Origin of the sequence: Novosphingobium aeonii (assembly GCF_052279045.1) — a bacterium.
Classification (GTDB): domain Bacteria; phylum Pseudomonadota; class Alphaproteobacteria; order Sphingomonadales; family Sphingomonadaceae; genus Novosphingobium.
The window spans coordinates 1,812,338-1,831,856 of the sequence record NZ_CP176832.1; the positions used below are offsets into that span (position 1 = coordinate 1,812,338).

General features: G+C 64.3%; 7 protein-coding genes. All 7 read left to right on the forward strand.

The window, feature by feature from the left end; all coding sequences use genetic code 11:
• Positions 1-237: 237 nt before the first annotated feature.
• Positions 238-2,145 carry a pilus assembly protein TadG-related protein gene (locus ACLIMP_RS08985; RefSeq protein ID WP_132469467.1) on the forward strand — a complete coding sequence of 636 codons (1,908 nt, stop codon included), beginning with the start codon at positions 238-240 and terminating at the stop codon, positions 2,143-2,145.
• A complete protein-coding gene (locus ACLIMP_RS08990; RefSeq protein WP_231636177.1) occupies positions 2,142-2,765 on the forward strand; it encodes a TadE/TadG family type IV pilus assembly protein in 624 nt (207 codons plus the stop codon). The genes ACLIMP_RS08985 and ACLIMP_RS08990 overlap by 4 nt, the downstream gene beginning before the upstream one ends.
• Positions 2,762-3,445 carry a TadE/TadG family type IV pilus assembly protein gene (locus tag ACLIMP_RS08995; RefSeq protein WP_185997667.1) on the forward strand — a complete coding sequence of 228 codons (684 nt, stop codon included), beginning with the start codon at positions 2,762-2,764 and terminating at the stop codon, positions 3,443-3,445. Before ACLIMP_RS08990 ends, ACLIMP_RS08995 begins: the two co-directional genes overlap by 4 nt.
• A 664-nt stretch (positions 3,446-4,109) precedes the next feature.
• Positions 4,110-14,717: an Ig-like domain-containing protein gene (locus ACLIMP_RS09000; RefSeq protein WP_443477788.1), complete on the forward strand. Its 10,608-nt coding sequence runs from the start codon at positions 4,110-4,112 to the stop codon at positions 14,715-14,717.
• 68 nt (positions 14,718-14,785) lie between these two features.
• Positions 14,786-16,162 (forward strand): TolC family protein, encoded by a 1,377-nt coding sequence (locus ACLIMP_RS09005; RefSeq protein ID WP_443477789.1) that lies wholly within the window; start codon positions 14,786-14,788, stop codon positions 16,160-16,162.
• Positions 16,155-18,299, forward strand: coding sequence for a type I secretion system permease/ATPase (locus ACLIMP_RS09010; protein WP_324698827.1), 2,145 nt, complete (start codon positions 16,155-16,157; stop codon positions 18,297-18,299). The genes ACLIMP_RS09005 and ACLIMP_RS09010 overlap by 8 nt, the downstream gene beginning before the upstream one ends.
• A complete protein-coding gene (locus ACLIMP_RS09015; protein WP_243692688.1) occupies positions 18,296-19,501 on the forward strand; it encodes an HlyD family type I secretion periplasmic adaptor subunit in 1,206 nt (401 codons plus the stop codon). The genes ACLIMP_RS09010 and ACLIMP_RS09015 overlap by 4 nt, the downstream gene beginning before the upstream one ends.
• The last annotated feature ends 18 nt before the right edge of the window (positions 19,502-19,519 follow it).

The following is a 19,519-nucleotide window of genomic DNA, read 5'->3' on the forward strand; positions in this document are numbered from 1 at the left end:
GGCTGCAGGCGGACCGAATCTTCCCCCAAAAATTCGAGACGGTCCCCGGATCGGGAGCTTGAACGCTCTGCGTTGCGATTGGTTCCGGAGAAATCGTGGTAAATCCTGTGTTTCCCGAAATTCGGGACGCTTCGTGAAGGAAGGCGGTCCACGCTCGGTGAGGGTTTCATTAAGCAATCTCCTCTAGGAGACGGCTGAAATCCTGCGGAAAATCCTAGCCGAAAGACTGGTTAACCGATGCGCCAAATCCATCACTGGTTGCGAGACTGTCTTCGGGATGCCTCGGGCAATATCCTGCCCATGGCTGCGGTGGGAATGCTGGTCGCGGTCGTCGTGGTGGGTGCCGCGGTCGATATCAGCCGCACCTACAAGGTACAGAACCAGCTTCAGGCCGCTTGTGACGCGGCAGTACTCGCCGGACGTCGCTCGGTGACGACGAACGGACTCGACGAAGCGTCGAAGGCGATCGCAAGGAATTATTTCGCGACCAATTTCAACGATGGTGTGCACGAGAGCACGGGAACCACTTTCGACTCCACGTCCGACGACGATGGCCAGACGGTGAAGGGCACGGCTTCCACCACCGTCAACACGCTCATCATGCGACTGGTCGGCTACGATACGTTTCCGGTCAACGTTCACTGCACGTCCTCGATGGGCGTGGGCAACGCGGATGTCATGATGGTGCTCGACACGACAGGGTCGATGGGGGAAGCGCTGGGCAGTTCCACCCGCATCGCCGCCCTGCGTTCCGCCGTGAAGAACTTCTACAAGACGCTCTCCACCGCGACGAACGATACCAACGCCCGCGTCCGCTACGGGTTCGTTCCCTACAGTTCCACGGTCAACGTCGGGCACCTGCTTTCCGAACTCAATCCGGCGTTCCTGGCGAATTCCGCCGACTACCAGTCGCGCCAGCCGGTGTTCTACAATGTCTCGAAAGGGACGAAGGGCACATCGACGGTCGAGTACAAGAACGCGGGCAGCAGCAACACGTCGAAGAGCTACAATTCGTCGAGCGCCTGCAATTCGGCGCTCTCGGCCAACGATACGGACTACAAGGACTACGGTTCCGCCACGAGCACGACTTCGACTTCGGGAACGAGCCCCAATGTCGTCGTCAACGTCGTGACCACGCAGCCGCAGCGCAAGATGGAGTATTCCTGCGCCAAGTCCGGGAGCAAGTATTACCTTTATACTTATACGTACACGCGCGACAAGGTTACGACCCAGCCTTACACGAACGCCACGACCAATGCGCCGACGTCGGGATATACGTTCGATCACTTCGAATACATGAAGCTGACGCGCGACACGAGCCTGTTCAAGACCTTTGCCGCAACCGCGGTCAACAACGGAACCAACGGCGCGTCGGTTTCCTATACCTGGGGCGGCTGCATCATCGAGCGCCAGACGGTCAACAGCGATAAGTTTTCTTACTCATCCATTACCGGCATGTCCCCTTCCGGCGCGCTCGACGTGGATATCGATACTGCGCCGGGAACGGGCAATGCGACGCGCTGGGCCCCGCTGTGGCCGGAGATTTCCTATCGCCGCGCCGGAAGCGCCGCCAACACCTACACGCTCGATCCTGGCACGACAGGCGCTTCGGCTGGAACCTACTGCCCGGCAAAATCGCAACTGCTCCAGGAAATGGACCAGAAGAGCTTCAATGCCTACGCGGATTCGCTGACGGCGGTGGGCGGAACCTATCTTGATATCGGGATGATCTGGGGTGGGCGTCTGCTTTCGCCCGACGGCATCTTCGGTTCCGTGGTGAACAAGGATCCGTCGAACGGCGGCGAAGTTTCGCGCCACATCATTTTCATGACCGACGGCTACATGGATACCGCCAACTACGTGCCTACCGCGTGGGGGATGGAATGGTGGGATCGCCGCACGACGAGCGATGGCTCGAAGCTCCAGGAGGACGCACGCCACACGCAGCGCTTCCTCTCGGTCTGCGAGGCGATCAAGGCGAAGGGCATCCGGGTCTGGGTGATCGCCTTTACCTCGGCCCTGTCCACCGATCTCCAGACCTGCGCTTCGGATGACAGTTCGTTCACCGCGAACAATTCCACGGAACTCGATTCCGCTTTCCAGGAAATCGCCAAGCAGGTCGGCGAGCTCAGGATTACCCAGTGAAGCGTAGCGGGCATCATCGCCCGGTGCGTCGCTTCGCGGCCCTGCTGCGCCGCTGCGGCGCCGCCCGGGAAGGCGTGACGGCCGTTGAGTTCGCGCTGGCGGCGCCGGTGCTGATCATGCTCCTGATGGGAATCTTCGACATCGGACACATGGCCTATGTCCGGGCCGTGCTTCAGGGTGCGGTCCAGCAGGTTGCCCGTAACGCGACGCTGGAAACCGCCGACACGGCAACGGAGGATGCGTTCGTCAGCAAGATCGTGGGCGGCGTCGCGCCCGGTGCCGTGGTGGAATTCTCGCGCTCCAGCTACTACGACTTTACCGACATTGCCCGGCCGGAATCGTGGAACGACAAGAACAACAACGGCATATGCGATAACGGCGAGACCTATACGGACGAGAACAAGAACGGTCAGTGGGATGCCGACGTCGGAAAAAGCGGTAACGGCGGCGCGAACGATGTCGTGATCTACAAGGTCAATGTCACCTACAGCCCACTGTTCCCCATTCCCGGCCTGACCAACCGCGACGCCACGCGCACGCTCAGCGCAACGGCGGTCAAGAAGAACCAGCCCTACTCGCTGCAACAGGCTTATGGTTCCGCGGCGGGGACCTGCAGATGAACCGGCGAGTTGCATTGCTGCGCCCGCTTGCCACCTGTCTTGGCAAACTGCTCCGGGATCGGAGCGGCGTGTCGATCCTGGAGTTTGCGCTCGTCCTGCCGGTCCTGCTGACGCTGGGGCTTTACGGTACCGAACTGGCCTACATGTCGATGATAAAGATGCAGGTCGGCGAGATCGCCACGTCGGTGGCGGACAACGCCTCTCGGCTCGGCCAGACCGACAACAGTTCGGTAACGCCCACCGTTACCGAAACCCAGGTCGATTCGGTGATGTGGGGGGCCTTGTCGGAAGGTGCTTCCTTCGATTTCAACGCGAACGGCAGGATCATCCTGTCCAGTCTGGAAATCGATTCCGCTTCCAATCGCCAGTATATCCATTGGCAGAGGTGCCGCGGGGAGCTTGATCGCGCGTCAAGCTACGGGATTTCGGGCACCGGCAAGACGGGCAAGGTGCTCGACGGCATGGGGCAGACCGATCACAAGATCTACGCGACCGCCAATTCGGCGGTGATGTATGTCGAGGTCTTCTTCCACTACCAGCCGCTGTTCGGGGACATGTTCGTCAAGAACACGACCTTCCACCAGGAGGCGGCCTTCCTGATCCGTGACGACCGCAGTCTCAATCCGACCGGCTCGACAGACGGCATTACCGGCAGCGGCGGGCAGTCTCACTGCACCTGACGTATTGCCGGGCGTTCTGACCGGCAGGCTTGGGCTATCCGGTCGGAGCAGGAAATTCCGAAGGGTTTCATCCAGTTCCGTGCGATTACCGACTTTTCCGGGGAGATATGCTGTGCAGTCTCGATCCGGAAAGCGAGCAAACGACGCATAAGACTGGATTTTCGGTAACTTGACGATGACCGGGCGCATTGCGGCGTTACCCCGCAAAGCCGGGGAAGATGCCGCCCATGAGGGGCCGCCTTGCGTTCAATACTGCGCGCATCCCTATCCGGCAGCGCCCGATGCCGCACTTCCTGACCGAAGTTCTTGATCCGCATTCCCAATTTCACTGGGGCAATCCATCCGAAGCGGACGGGAAAGTGCTGTTCGCGATTGAGTCGCGAACCTATCGATGCACTCAGTAAAAATAGAATAAACCTGTCAGGGATGTGGTGCCCTCATAATAGTATCCACGATATCTATCGCAATTTTGCTGGCCATGATGACGTAACGAAAGTTCGTATGGCCTGGAATACGATCTGCACGTTCCGGATAAACGCTGATTTAGCCGTAATATGACGGAGCTAACACGCGGATATTTCTCCGCGCGCACGCGTCTTTCCAGAACGCTGCCCAAAACGCGCCGCCAGGCGGCGAGGCGATCCTTCTTTCTGGGAGACGTTCGATGGAAAAGCGTGTCGAAATCACCAATCGCACAACCCGGACCGTCAATACCACCACGGCACGGGAAGGCGTCACGCAGATCGCCGTCCAGCCAGGTTCCAATGTGAAGGTCGTGGCGCCGCCCAGCAGCGTGTCCTCGATGGTCCGCGAAGGTGACGATCTCGTCATAACGTTCTCGGATGGCTCCACCATTCGTCTGGACGGCTACTTCGCCTGCCCGGCGGACGATATCGGTCAGCTCAGCTTCGGCGATCCGGGCAGCGGCGAACAGTGGCTCGTCCATCTTGGAGATGCCGCCTGCTTCGCGCCTGCCGACGCTTCGACCGAACCGCTCGATTTCAGCATGTCGCCGCTGGGTGCGGCTGGTGGTGGCGGGATCGGCACGGGCGCTCTACTCGCGCTTGGCGCGCTGGGTGTGGGCGGGGGGATCGCGCTTGCGGCCAGCGGCGGGGGTGGTCACTCCGACGAACCGGTGGATACGACACCTCCGGCCGCGCCGACCGTGGCGGCAACAAACGGCACTGTCCTGAGCGGAACGGCGGAACCCGGCGCCACAGTGCGTATCGACATCAACGGTGACGGCACCACCGATGCCACCGTGACGGCCAACGCAAGCGGAAGCTGGACCTATACGCCGACGACGCCGATCGCCGACGGCACCACGGTTACAGTAAGAGCGGTGGACGCTGCCGGGAACGTCAGCACGCCGGCATCGGTCACGGTCGATGCCGCGCCTCCCGCGGTGCCGACGATCAGCGCGGCTGCCGACGATGTCGGGGCCATCCAGGGCAATGTCGCAAGCGGCGGCGCAACCGATGATACCCGTCCGGCGCTATCGGGCACGGCCGAAGCGGGATCGACCGTTTCCATCTACGACAACGGCACCCTGATCGGCACCGCTACGGCGAGTTCGACAGGCACCTGGAGCTTCACGCCGCCCAGCGCTCTGGCACAGGGCCATCACAGCTTCACGATCACCGCGAAGGACGCGGTCGGTAATGTCAGCGCGGCATCTCCGGCTTACGAGTTGACGGTGGACACCGCCTCTCCGGCGGCGCCCGTGCTCAATCCGACGGACGGGATCACGGTTTCCGGCACCGCCGAGGCGGGCACAATTGTCTCGATCGACGTCGATGGTGATGGAACCCCCGATGCAACCGCCGTTGCCGGGCCTACCGGCAGCTGGAGCGTGACGCTGGATGAGCCGCTTGCCGATGGCACGGTGGTGAGTGCCACGGCGACAGACGCGGCCGGGAACAGTTCGCCGGCAGCGACCGTCACGGTGGATGGCGACATCGACACGACCCCGCCGCCCGTGCCGGGCGTGGGCGGCGCGGACGATGATACGGGCGCGATCCAGGGTAATCTCGCGAACGGGGCGATTACCGACGATTCCACGCCCGAATTCAGCGGGTCTGGCGGGGAACCGGGATCGACCGTCTCCGTCTACGACAATGGCGTGCTGATCGGCTCGACCACGGTTGACGGCGATGGGGACTGGCAGTTCACCCCGTCTCCTCCACTGGGGGAGGGCGGCCATAGCCTGACCTTCACTTCAAGCGACGGAGACGGCAACGAGAGCGCCCCGTCGCAGCCTTTCGCGTTCACGGTGGATACCGTGCCTCCCCTGGCCGCCACGGTCGACCCCAGCAACGGCGCGGCCTTGACCGGCACGGCCGAGCCGGGATCGGTCGTCAACATCGGCTTCGGCGATGACGGCACGATCGACGGAACCGCGCTGACCAATGCCGCGGGGGATTGGGTCTTCGTGCCCACCACGCACATTCCCGACGGCACGACCGTCAGCATCACGGTGAGCGATGCGGCTGGAAACAGTTCGCCGCCCGTGACCGTGGTCGTGGATATCGAAGCGGCCGTCGCGCCTATCATTCTCCGGGTCGTTGACGATGCCGCGCCGCAGACCGGCACCGTGCCCAGCGGTGGTCTCACCAACGATGCCACGCCGACGATCGGCGGCACGGCCGAAGCAGGCTCTACCGTCTCCTTGTACGACAATGGCGTGCTGCTCGGCACGGCCATCGCGAACGGATCGGGCGACTGGACGTTCACGGCGGCGGCCTTGCCCGAAGGCGACCACATCTTCGCCGTCACGTCGGTAAACGAGGCGGGCGGGGTAGGCGGGCCTTCTTCCGGATATGCCGTCACGATCGATCTCAGCGCACCCGCCGCGCCCACGCTCAGCCCGACAGATGGCGTAACCCTGTCCGGCACGGCCGAGGCCGGGGCGACCGTTACGGTGGACACGAACGGCGATGGAACCCCGGACGCCAGCGTGGTCGCCGGAGACGGTGGGCAGTGGAGCGTCACTTTCGCCGCCCCGCTCGCGGATGGAACCGTCGTCAGTGTGATCGCCACCGATGCGGCGGGGAATCCGTCGCCTGCTGCAACCACCACCGTGGATGCAGAGCTGGACAGTACACCGCCCCCGGTTCCCGTGCTGGTTTCGGCCACCGATGACGTGGGCACGGTGCAGGGGCCGCTGGCCAATGGTGCGGTGACCGATGACACCCAACCTCGACTGGCGGGCACGGCCGAGGCGGGTGTCCTGGTCTCGATCTATGACGGCGCAAACCTCCTCGGTACGGTCGTCGCTGATGGTTCGGGGGCCTGGAACTTTACCCCGACCCTTGCACAGGGCGCGCATAGCCTGACCTTCACCACTACCGACAGCGAGGGTAACGAAAGCCAGGCCACGCCTGTCTTCGGCCTGACCGTGGATACGACGGCCCCTGCGGCGCCTGTCATCAATCCTTCCAACGGATCGCTGGTCTCCGGCACGGCCGAGGCAGGCGCCGTGGTTCGGCTGGACCTGAACGGCAATGGCACCGTGGATGCCACGGTGCAGGCCGGCCCTTCGGGTTCGTGGTCCTACACCCCGGCCACGCCGCTAGCCGATGGCAGTACGGTGATCGCCACCGCTACGGACGCCGCCGGGAATACCTCGCTTCAGGGTTCGACCACCATTGATCGCAGCCCGCCGCCTGCGCCGGTCGTAACGTCAGCAGCCGACGATGTCGGCGCGAGCCAGGGCATGCTGGTGAGCGGTTCGTCCACGGATGACGGGCAGCCGGCTTTGTCGGGTACGGCGGAAGCCAATTCGACGGTATCCGTCTACGACGGCCCAACCTTGCTGGGAACGACCACGGCAAGCGGGGCGGGGAGCTGGACCTTCACGCCCACCGCGCCGCTAAGCCAGGGAACCCATACACTCACGATTACGGCGACCGATGCGGTAGGCAATGTCAGCGCCAATTCCGCGCCTTTCACTCTGACGATCGACAATACCCCTCCGGCAGCGCCTGCCATCTCGTCGATTGCCGACGATTTCGGGGACAGCCAGGGGCCTGTTTCCAATGGCGGAACCACGGACGATGCACGCCCCACGCTGACCGGCACATCGGAGGCCAATGCAACCGTCTCCGTTTACGACAACGGCGCGCTGCTGGGCACGACCACGGCGAACGGTTCCGGGGCATGGAGCTTCACGCCGGTTTCGGCGCTGGGGCAGGGCAGTCACAGCTTCGTCGTCACTGCTGGGGATGCCGCTGGCAACGTCAGCGCGCAATCGCCGGCCTACGTGGTGTCGATCAACAATTCCGTGCCCGACACGCCCGCAATCGCGATCGCAGTGGACAATGTGGGGCTGGAGCAGGGCGCCGTCGTCAATGGCGGCATCACCAACGACACCCAGCCGAGCCTCTCCGGCACGGCAGCCCCCAACTCCACCGTCACGATCCTGCGCGGCGGTATTCCCGTGGCCACGGTATCGGCCGATGCCCTGGGCGGCTGGAACTATACGCCTGCGGCGCCTCTGGCGCAGGGCACTTACAGCTACACCGTGATAAGCATCAATGCGGCCGGCAATGAAAGCGCGCTGTCATCGCCTTACGTTGTCACCGTGGACACGACACCGCCGGCCGCGCCGCTGTTCGGTAGCGCGAACGACAATGTCGGCACCGTTCAGGGGCCGCTGCCGAGCGGTTCGGTCACTGACGATATTCTTCCCACGCTTGCAGGTTCCGCCGAACCGGGAGCGACGGTCACCATCTTCCACAACGGCAATGCAATCGGCACGGCGGCGGTGAACGGCCTTGGCATCTGGAGCTTCACGCCCGGCACCGCGCTGGCGGAGGGGCCGCACAACTTCACCGCCGTCGCTACCGATGCGGCCGGCAACGTGAGCGTGCCTTCGGGAACCTTCACCCTTGTTGTCGACGTCACGCCGCCCGCTGATCCCACGATCAATCCGAGCACGGGAACCACCCTTGGCGGTACGGCCGAACCGAATGCGACGATCAACCTCGATCTCGACGGCAACGGCACGGTAGACGTGACGACAACTGCAAACGGTTCCGGCATATGGACATACAATCCGCCTCTCCAACTTGCGGACGGGGTGACCGTGATCGTCACGGCCACGGATGCGGCCGGCAATACTTCCGCGCCCGAAAGCATCGTGGTTGACCGCACCGCGCCCGCCGCTCCGGCGATCGTCAGCGTGACGGACGATGTGGGGCCGCAGACCGGGACCGTCGCGAACGGCGGCGCCACGGACGATACTTTGCCGGTCATCAGCGGCACCGCCGAGCATGGTGCGACGGTAACCGTCTACGATAACGGCGCCGCGATCGGGCAGGCGGTGGCGGGCGTTTCCGGCATCTGGACCCTGACCCTCTCGACGCCGCTCCTGTCCGGCCCGCATGCCTTCACCGCAGCGGCGACCGATGCCACCGGCAACCTCGGCCCGGCTTCCCCGGCCTATACCGTCACGCTCGACACGAGCACGCCGGCAGCACCCGTCATCACGCTTGTGAGCGACGATATCGGCGCTACTCAGGGTACGGTCGCCAATGGCGGCACAACGGATGACAGCAAGCCGACCGTAACCGGCACCTCGGCCGCCAATGTCGTGGTTTCCGTCTATGCGAACGGCAGCCTGCTCGGCACCACGACGGCGGACGGAACAGGGGCATGGAGCTTCACGCCGACCGGCGCCCTGAGCGGAACACCCAGCTTCACCGCGATGGCCACCAATGGCGCAGGCAATGTCAGCGCCTTTTCCAACAGCTATGCCGTGACGATCGATACCGTGCCTCCTCCGGTGCCGCAGATCACGTCGCTGACGGATAACGCGCCCAACATAACCGGACCGATCACGGACGGAGGGCTCACCAACGACACCACGCCTCTCATCAGCGGCACCTCTGCAGCCAATGCCACGATATCCATTTTCAACAATGGCGTGCTGCTGGCGACGACGACGGCCAATGGCAGCGGCGCCTGGAGCTACACTCCAACCCTGGGACAAGGCGCGCAGAGCATCACCGTCAGCGCGACCAATTCGGCTGGAAACACCAGCGGGGTCTCGTCGCCCTTCGCCTTCACCATCGATGCAACCGCGCCGAGCGCACCTTCCGTCCAGCCCAGTAACGGGCAGATTCTGTCCGGCACGGCGGAGGCGAACGCCTTCATCGATATCGATATCGGCAACAACGGGTCGATCGACACGCGCGTACAGGCCAATGCTTCGGGAGAGTGGAGCTACACCCTGCCGAGCAATCCGGGGAACAACACGCCGGTTTCGGTTACGGCGGTGGATGCGGCGGGGAACGTCTCGGGCGCGACTACGATCACCGTGGATGCGGTTGCGCCGGGGGTTCCCGCGCTTACCGCCGTGACCGACGATCAGGGCGCGGTTGTGGGGGCTGTCAGCGCCAACGGCTCCACCGACGATACACTGCCGGTGCTCAGCGGAACGGCGGAAGGCAATGCGACCGTCACGATACTCGACAACGGATCGGCTATCGGAACCGTACAGGCCAACAATGCCGGAAACTGGACCTTCACGCCCTCGGCACCGCTGGGGCAGGGATCGCACAGCATCACGATCACCGCGACCGATGCAGCCGGAAACACCGGCACGGCTTCGGCTCCCTTCGTGTTCTCCGTGGACACGAATGCGCCGCCGGCACCGACGATCCTGACCGTTGCGGATGATGTCCTGCCGCAGACCGGAACGGTTGCGAGCGGGGGCTCCACCAACGATACGCAACCGGTCATTTCCGGTACGGCGGAAGCCGGTGCGACGATCACCCTCTATATCAACGGGTCCGCCTATCCGGCCACGACCACTGCCGACATCAACGGAGACTGGTCGTTCTCGCCCGTCTTGCCTGAAGGCAACTACAACTTCGCCGTCACGGCAACCGACCGGGCCGGTAACGTCAGCCCGCAATCGGTCGCTTACACCGTTCGCGTGGATACGACAGCTCCCGCCGACCCGACCCTGAACCCGACCGACGGCACAACGGTGTCCGGCACCGGAGAGGCCGGCGCGGTGATCCAGGTCCATACCGATGCCATCGGCGTTCCCGATACGACTGCCACGGTAGACAGTTTCGGGCAGTGGAGCGTCACTTTCAGCCCCACACTTCCGAATGGCACGGAGATCACCGTCGTTGCCGTCGATGCGGCCGGCAACGTTTCGGGCAGCGATTCCGAAATCGTCAATACCGGCATGAATACGACACCGCCGCCGATCCCGTCAGCACCCGTAATCGCGGATGACGTCGGCACCACGCAGGGGCCGATCGGTCCGGGCGGCGTTACCGATGATCCGGTTCCCGAGATTCACGGTACGGCGCAAGTGGGCTCGCTTGTCACCATCTATGACAATGGCGTCCAGATCGGCACCGTAATCGCCGATACGTTTGGCGAGTGGAGCATCTCCCCTACGCTGGGAGACGGCGCACACAGCATTACCGCCACGGCTACGGACAACGGCGTGCAGAGCCTCAACAGCCCGCCGCTCGCATTCGAGGTCGATACGGTGCCTCCCGCGGCGCCCACGGTCAATGCCAGCAATGGCACCACCCTGACAGGCACGGCAGAGGCGGGCGCTACCGTCAATCTCGATTTCGATGGCGATAGCAACACCGATGCCTCGGTGCTGGCGGACCCGTCCGGAAACTGGACGTATACACCGCCGACGCCGCTCTCGAACGGGACCGTGGTCAGTGCAGTGGCGGTGGACCCTGCCGGAAACGCTTCGCCTCCCGGCACGGCAACGATCGACCGGGCGCCTCCTTCGCCGCCGGCCATCGCCACGGTGACGGACGATGTCGGTCCGGTGACAGGCTCCGTGAACAGCGGCGGCCAGACCGACGATACGCGGCCCACGCTTTCCGGCACGACCGAGGGGAATGCGACCGTAACCGTCTACGACGGCGCAACGCTGCTGGGAACGACCACGGCCAACGGCGCGGGCAATTGGGCCTTCACGCCCACGACACCGCTGGGACAAGGCAGCCACAGCTTCACGATCACTGCCACCGATACGCTCGGCAATGTCAGTCTGCCTTCCCCGGCCTATACGGTCACGGTCGTCACCACGGCGCCGGCAACGCCTGTCATCACCGGCGCCACCGATGACGTGGGGTCGATCCAGGGGCCGGTCGCCAGCGGCGGGGTAACCGACGACGCGCGGCCGACGCTGGTCGGCACCGCTCCCGCCAATGTGACGGTTTCGATCTATCAGGGCGCGACGCTGGTCGGCACCACCACTTCCAACGGGTCCGGCGCATGGAGCTTCACGCCTTCCACGCCGCTGTCGAGCGGGCTCCACAACCTGACCGCTGTTGCCACCGATCCGGCAGGCAACCAGAGCGCGACATCGAACACCTATAGCCTGACGGTGGATAACACGGCGCCGAGCACGCCGGTCCTGGCATCGGTCACGGATGATGTCGGCCTGATCCAGGGACCGCTCGCCAACGGCGCGACGACGGATGATGCCCGTCCGACCCTTGCCGGAACGGCAGAGGGCAATGCGACGATATCGATCTTCGATGGGGCGACGCTGGTGGGCACGACCACGGCAAATGCCTCCGGCGCATGGAGCTTCACGCCTTCCGGCCCCTTGTCCTCCGGACCGCACGCCCTGACCGTTACGGCCACGGATGCGGCAGGCAATCAGAGCGGTGCAACCACCGTCTTCAATCTTACCGTCGATACCAGCGCACCGACAGCGCCTGTCATCACTGGCGCCGCCGATGACGTCGGCACGACGCAGGGGCCGGTCGCCAGCGGCGGCGTTACCGACGATGCCACGCCGCTCCTGTCCGGCACCGCCGAGGCAAACTCCATCGTCTCGGTCTACAACGGTGCGGTCCTGCTTGGTACTGCGACGGCGAACGGGGCGGGTGCCTGGAGCTTCACGCCGCCATCTCCGCTGTCCGATGGACCGCACAGCTTTACCGTCACGGCGCGTGATGCAGCGGGCAACGTCAGTCCATCGTCCACGGCCTATGTCGTCGTCGTGGACACCACGCCTCCCTCGGCTCCGCTGATCGCCAGCGTTACAGACGATGTGGGAAGCCGTACCGGCGCGCTGGCGAACGGCGCGGCGACCGATGATACCCGGCCAACGCTTTCGGGCACGTCGGAGGCCAATGCCACCGTCTCGATCTACGACAACGGCACGCTGGTCGGCACCACCACCGCGAACGGGTCTGGCGCCTGGAGCTACACCCCTCCTGCCGCACTTGCCCAGGGCGATCACAGCCTTACCGTTCGGGCAACGGATGCCGCAGGCAATCTTGGCCCTGCCTCTTCGCCATTCGCGATCCGGGTCGACACCAGCGCCCCTGCCGCGCCGACGATCTCCAGCGTTACCGACGATGTCGGCACCGTGCAGGGCTCGGTCGCCAATGGCGGCGTGACCAACGACACAGTGCCGCTCCTTCGCGGCACCGCCGAGGCGGGATCGACGCTGACGCTGTTGGCGAACGGAGTGTCGATCGGCACGACGCTGGTGGATGCGAGCGGCAACTGGACTTTCAGTCCATCGCCGGCGCTGGGCGAGGGGACATACAGCTTCACCGCTACCGCCACGGATGCCGCAGGGAACACCGGAGCGACCTCCAATGCCTTCGCCATCACGGTGGACACCACGCCCCCGTCAGTGCCGGTCATCACCGGCATCGTGGACGACGTGGCGCCGAACACCGGTACCGTCGCGAATGGCGGCGTTTCCAACGATGGCACTCCGCAACTGACCGGCACGGCTTCGGCCAACACAGCCGTGGCGATCTACGACAATGGAGTGGTCATCGGCAGCACCACCTCCAATGCGAGCGGCGCGTGGACCTTCACGCCTTCCTCGGGCCTGAGCGACGGTACGCATAACTTCACGGCTGTTGCCATGGACACGGCCGGAAATGCCAGCGCCGCGTCCAACACTTACGGCGTGACGCTGGACCAGACGCCGCCTTCCGCCACGATCGCCATCACTACGCTGTCGGTCGATACGGGCACCGTCGGTGACTGGAGCACGCAGGACAACAGCCCCACCATCAGCGGAACTCTCGGTTCGGCTCTCGGCACGGGCGAGCAGGTGCAGATCCAGATCGACAGTGGAACCTGGGTCAATGCCTCGGTATCCGGCACAAGCTGGTATTATGGGCCGGGCACCCTTTCCGTGGGATCGCATGCCGTTGCCGTTCGCGTCGTCGATGCCGCAGGCAACGTGGGTCACAATGCCTCGCAGACGATCAGCATAACCAGCATTCCGGCGCAGGCACCGATGGTGCAGGCGAGCAATTCGGCACTGCTGGGACTGGTCGGCGTGGAGGCGCTGAACCTGCTGGACCTCGGCTCGCAGTCGCTTACCGCCGTGGATCCCAACAACAACCTCAAGACGGTGCAGGTCAAGTATGCCCCGGTGCTGTCGCTGGCTCTCGGCGCTTATACGCTGACGGCTTCGGCAGCGCTGGCGGCGGAACTCGGGCTGCATATCTCGATCAGCAATTCTTCCGGCATCCTCGGCATCGTGGCGCCTTCCTCCACGCTGACGATCACCGCTATCGACAATGGCGCGATGAGCAACATGGCGGTGAACGAACTGCTCGGCACCGTGCATTTCGAGCAGAATCTGTCGCTTCTCGGCCTCGACGTGCTCAACGCGACGACGATCACGGCAACCGATACGACAGGCCTTTCCGCCAGTGCCGCCACAGGTTCGCTGCTCGATGTCAGCCTGCTCAATTCCGGTGGCTCGGCCAACGTGATCCAGGGCGATGCCGGCGCGAACACCCTCAGCGGGACGACCGGAAACGACCGCCTCTACGGCTTTGCCGGGAATGACGTGCTGAACGGCAATGACGGCAACGATCTGCTGCGCGGTGGGGCGGGTGCCGATACGCTCAACGGCGGCGCGGGCAACGACACGCTCGTCTATGATGCCAGCGATACGCTGATCGACGGCGGTGCGGGAAGCGATACGCTGCTGATCGATAGCGGAACCGGGCAGGTGCTCAATCTCGATGCGGTGAGCAACATTCGCAACATCGAACGCATTGATCTGGGAACCGGGGATGCCGGCAGGCAGATCACCCTGACCGAGACCGGCGTCCTGCGCGCGACCGACAGTAACCACCAACTGACGATCGCCGGTGACGGGAGCGACCGGGTCACCATGACCGGAGCGGTCTTCCAGGGCCAAACCCTGATCAATGGCGAAGCCTACAACCACTACACTTTGGGAACGACGGATATCTTCGTCGATCACCCGGTTCTCGTCGTGGTTTGAGCCGCCGGGGAGAGCGCATCCGGCCAGCGTGCCGGTCGAATATGGGAAGCGGATCATGAAGGGGACTCATGACCTTTACGTGGCGCAGGATCGCCGGAGCGGCCGTGTTTCTTATGGCCGGGATGATGGCGGAGAAGTTGGCAGCGCAAGATGGCGAAGGAGCTTCACGAAACTTCGAACAACCGGGTGGCCCTGAACTGGCTGAACGGGTTCCGGCCAACCTCGACATCGCGCAGGCCGTTGCGCTGACGCTGGCGCGGCACCCGCAGATCGCCCGGGCCAATGCCGCGCTGGCGCGGGGCCGGGCCGATCTCGGCGCGGCGCGCGCGGCCTGGTATCCGCAGCTTTCCTACCAGGCCAATCTCGGGCCGAACATGCTCACGGACAGGAACGGTTCCGGGCTCAACCAGAACATGGCCGGGCCAAGCGTCTATCTGCAGCAGCAGGTCTGGGACTTCGGACGATCCAGGGGAGAAATCGGCGCGGCCCGTTCAACGACGAGCCAGCGCCGGTTCGAACTGGAATCGGTGGCGGATCAGCTTGCCGAACAGGGTGCGCTGGCGTTTCTCGAAGTGCGCCGTTTCGAGCAGCTGTCGGCCGAAGCGGCGCGGCAGGTGGAGGAACTGGAGCGGCTGCGGGAACTGATCGGATTTCGGGTTCGCGCCGGCATATCCGACAAGTCCGACCTCATGCTGGCCGACGTAAGAGTGGAAAGCGCGCGCGGTGAAGCGATCCAGGCACAGACCGCGCTTGCGATCGCGAGCGCGGCCTTGGCGAACCTGATCGGCGGGGTCGCCCTGACCTATGCCGATCCATCTGCCGAGATTTCGCGCCTCGAAGCCGGGGACGAAGAGCCGGACTATGATCGCTTGCCCGCGATCGCCGCCGCGCAGGAAGCGGAGAACGCCGCTGCGGCCCGGATCGGGCAGGCCACGGCCGAACGCTATCCCAGGCTTGGGCTGCAAATGGGCTACACCCGCAACAACTACACCTACAACACACGGGACAATGCCTTCACGGCGCTGGTGACGGTGACGGGCGATGTCTACCGCCGGGGCAACCGCTATCTCGTTCAAGCTGCCGAGGAAGACCGCCGCGCGGCTGACGCGACGCGGGAAGCGGCCATCATGGAAGCGCGAGGCAAGGCTCTTTCCGCGCGGCAGGAAATCCGTGCCGGCCACTTGCGGATCGCCGCCTATTCGCATCAGGAAGAGCAGGCGATCACCGCCAGCCGCATCTTCTTCGAGGAATACAAGCTGGGCAAGCGAACGCTGACCGAACTGCTCAACACCCAGCTTGAAATCTACCGCGCCGCCAGTGCCCGGATCGTGGCCGAACATGACATCATGGGCGCGCGCGTCCGGTTCGAGAACCTTTGCGGGACGCTGCGTCCCTCGCTGGGCCTTCCTGCGCGCCTCATCGAGGAAGAAGACCTGCATGGCTGACAGTCCGGAAGTGCTGCACGATCCCTGGGCCGCCGCCATCGCGGCGCTCGCTACATTGAAGGGCGTGCCGGTCGGCGTGCCTGAACTGGCGCGGCGGCTCTACTGGAATGAGGGCAGGGGGGCGGAAGAAGGCCTGGCAGAGGCTGCGCGGCTGTCCGGCCTCGATTTCGAGATCGTGGCGATGGGCATTGAAGATGTGCCGCAAATGCTGCTTCCGGCCATCTTCGAACTGCGCGGCGAAGGGGCGGCCATCGTCCACAGCCGCGATGCAGGGCATGTCCGCGTCACGATGCCATGGCTCCACAGGGATACACCGGTCGAACTCGCGCTGGAGACATTCCGCGCGCAGGTTTCGGGGCGGGTCGGCTTCGTCGAACCCCTGTCCACGCGATCGCGAGATGCCCGGTTGGAGGAGTTCCTGCGGCGGCCATCCCGTTCCTGGGTGTGGGATATCATCACCGCGGACCGGCGCGGCTACGGGGAGGTGCTGCTGGCGTCGGTGTTCGGCAACCTGCTCACTTTCGCCACCTCGCTTTTCGCAATGCAGGTTTGGGACCGCGTGATCCCCGCCCAGTCCATTCCCACGCTGTGGGTGCTGGCGCTGGGGACGGGACTGGCGCTGTTATTCGAATTCATGTTGCGCACGGCGCGGGTGCAACTGGTGGACCGCATCGGGCGGCGGGCCGACCTTGCCATTTCCTCGCGGATATTTGCCCGTGCGCTGGACATCCGCAACGATGCCCGCCCGCGATCGACGGGGGCCCTGATCGCGCAATTGCGCGATGTCGAACAGATCCGCGAGATGCTCACCTCCACCACCGTATCGGCCCTGATCGACGTCCCGTTCGTCGCTCTCTTCCTCATGCTGTTCGCCCTGCTGGCAGGGCCGCTCACTTTCGTGCTGGTGGGCGCTGCCGTGCTGATCGTGCTGCCAGGCCTCCTGCTACAGCGGCCGCTTGCCCGGCTGGCGACGGAGGGCATGAAGGAAGGGGCATTGCGAAACGCGATCCTCGTGGAATCGATCGAGCGTATCGACGAGATCAAGATGGCGCAGGCGGAGCCGCGCTTCCAGTCGCTGTGGGAGCGGCTCTCGGTGACGGGTGCGCGCGTCGGCGCGGAGCAGCGTTTCCTGTCCTCGTTTTTCGTCAACTGGACGCAGACCCTTCAGCAACTGGCTTATACGGTCGTCGTCGTCGCCGGGGCATTTCGCGTGATGGACGGCGACATGACGATGGGCGCGCTTATCGCCTGCTCCATCCTGACTAGCCGCGCGCTGGTGCTGTTCGTTCCGTTCGGCCAGATATTCACTCGATGGCAGAATGCCAGGGTCGCACTTGGCGGGCTTGAGGATCTCTTCGGGAAACCGGTCGATCATGATCCCGAGCGGGGGCTGCTGCGTCGCCCCGTGCTCAAGGGATACTACGAGATCAACGATCTGAGATATGCCTATGATCCCGAGGGGCCGCTGGCCCTCAAGGTCGAGCGGCTGTCCATCCGCGCCGGGGAGCGGATTGCCCTGCTGGGACGGATCGGAGCCGGCAAGTCGACTCTGCTGCGAGTCCTTGCGGGGCTGGCCTTGCCATCGGGCGGCGATGTGCTGCTTGACGGCAGCAGTCTTGCGCAGATCAGCCCGGCCGATGTTCGCCGGGACATTTCCTATCTCGGGCAGGGGGCTCAGCTCTTTCTCGGTACGATTCGCGAAAACCTGCTGATCGGCGCGCCCGGCACCAGCGACGAACGGATACTGCGGGCGCTGGCGGTGACCGGCGGCACCGGGATCGTCCAGAACCAGCCGCACGGGCTAGACCTGTTGCTTCAGGAGGGCGGGGCGGGGCTTTCCGGCGGGCAGCGGCAAACCCTGCTGCTGACCAGGGCGCTGCTGCGAGGTGGCAATATCCTGCTGCTCGATGAACCTTCCGCGCCGCTGGACGATATCAGCGAGCGCAATCTGGTGGCCAATCTCGGCCAGTGGCTGAACGGGAGGACCCTTGTCGTGACGACCAACCGGCCGGGGCTGCTCGAACTGGTGGACCGGATCGTGCTGATCGACGGCGGGCGGGTCGCGCTCGACGGAGCCAAGGAGGCCGTGCTCGCGGCACTGGCGATGCCTGCTGCGCTGAAGGAGAAACGCTCATGAACCGGACCATGCCGGTTTCCGCGAGCCTGCCGGCGGGTTTCGGCGGCGATGAGGAGAGCCGCTGGCTGCGTACCCTGGGGCGTCTGCGCATCGTGCCGATCCTTTCGATCGGCATCCTGGCTTTCCTGGTCTGGAGCTACTTCGGCGTGCTTGACGAAGTGGCCGTGGGGCCAGGCAAAGTGACGCCGCCCTCCCGATCCCAGATTGTTCAGAGTCTGGAGGGGGGGATCGTCAATGGCATCTTCGTCCATGAAGGAGATATCGTCAGCCCGCGCCAGAAGCTGGCCACGCTTGACCGTGCACGCTTCAGTTCCATGCTTGGTGAAGCGGAAGCGAAGGCACGCGCGCTCGAAGCATCAGCAGCCCGTCTTGAAGCCGAGATCAATGGCGGAACGCCTCGCTTTCCGCAGGCGGTGAAGGATACACCGGGTCTCGTCGCGCGCGAGATGGAACTGATGCATTCGCGCCGGCAGAACCTCGCCGTCGCCACCGCGAGCATGCGGCAGTCGCTGGCGCTGACCCGGCGCCAGCTTGCCATGACGGAGCCGCTCGTCGAACTCGGCGCGGCCAATCAGGTGGAAGTGATCCAGCTTCGCCGTCAGGAGAATGAGATCCAGGCCAAGCTTGATTCGCTGCGCAACCAGTACGTCATCGATGCCAGTGCAGACTATGCCAAGGCCCGCGCCGAACTGGATCAGGTGATCCAGGTGATCGGCGGCAGGCGCGACCAGCTTGACCGCACGACGCTTCATTCGCCCGTCCGCGGGATCGTAAAGAACCTGGAAGTCACGACCATCGGCGGCGTCATCCAGCCGGGCGGCTCGCTGATGGAGATCGTGCCGCTGGAGGACCAGCTCCTGATCGAAGCGCGGGTTTCCCCGCGCGACATCGCCTTCATCCGGCCCGGCCAGCCGGCCACCGTAAAAATCACGGCATACGATCCATCCATCTACGGCACTTTACCGGGAACGGTGGACCGCATTTCTCCCGATACCTTGCAGGACGAGGTCCACCGCGATCAGGTCTATTACCGCGTCTACGTTCGCACCCACAATTCCAGCCTGCGGACGAAAGACGGGCGCGAGCATGCGATCATGCCGGGAATGGTGGCTACGGTGGAAATCCGCACCGGTCGGAAAACCATACTCCAGTACCTGATGAAGCCGATCAACAAGGCGCAAGAAGCGCTGCGGGAGCGCTAGGCCGGAAAATGTGCTTTC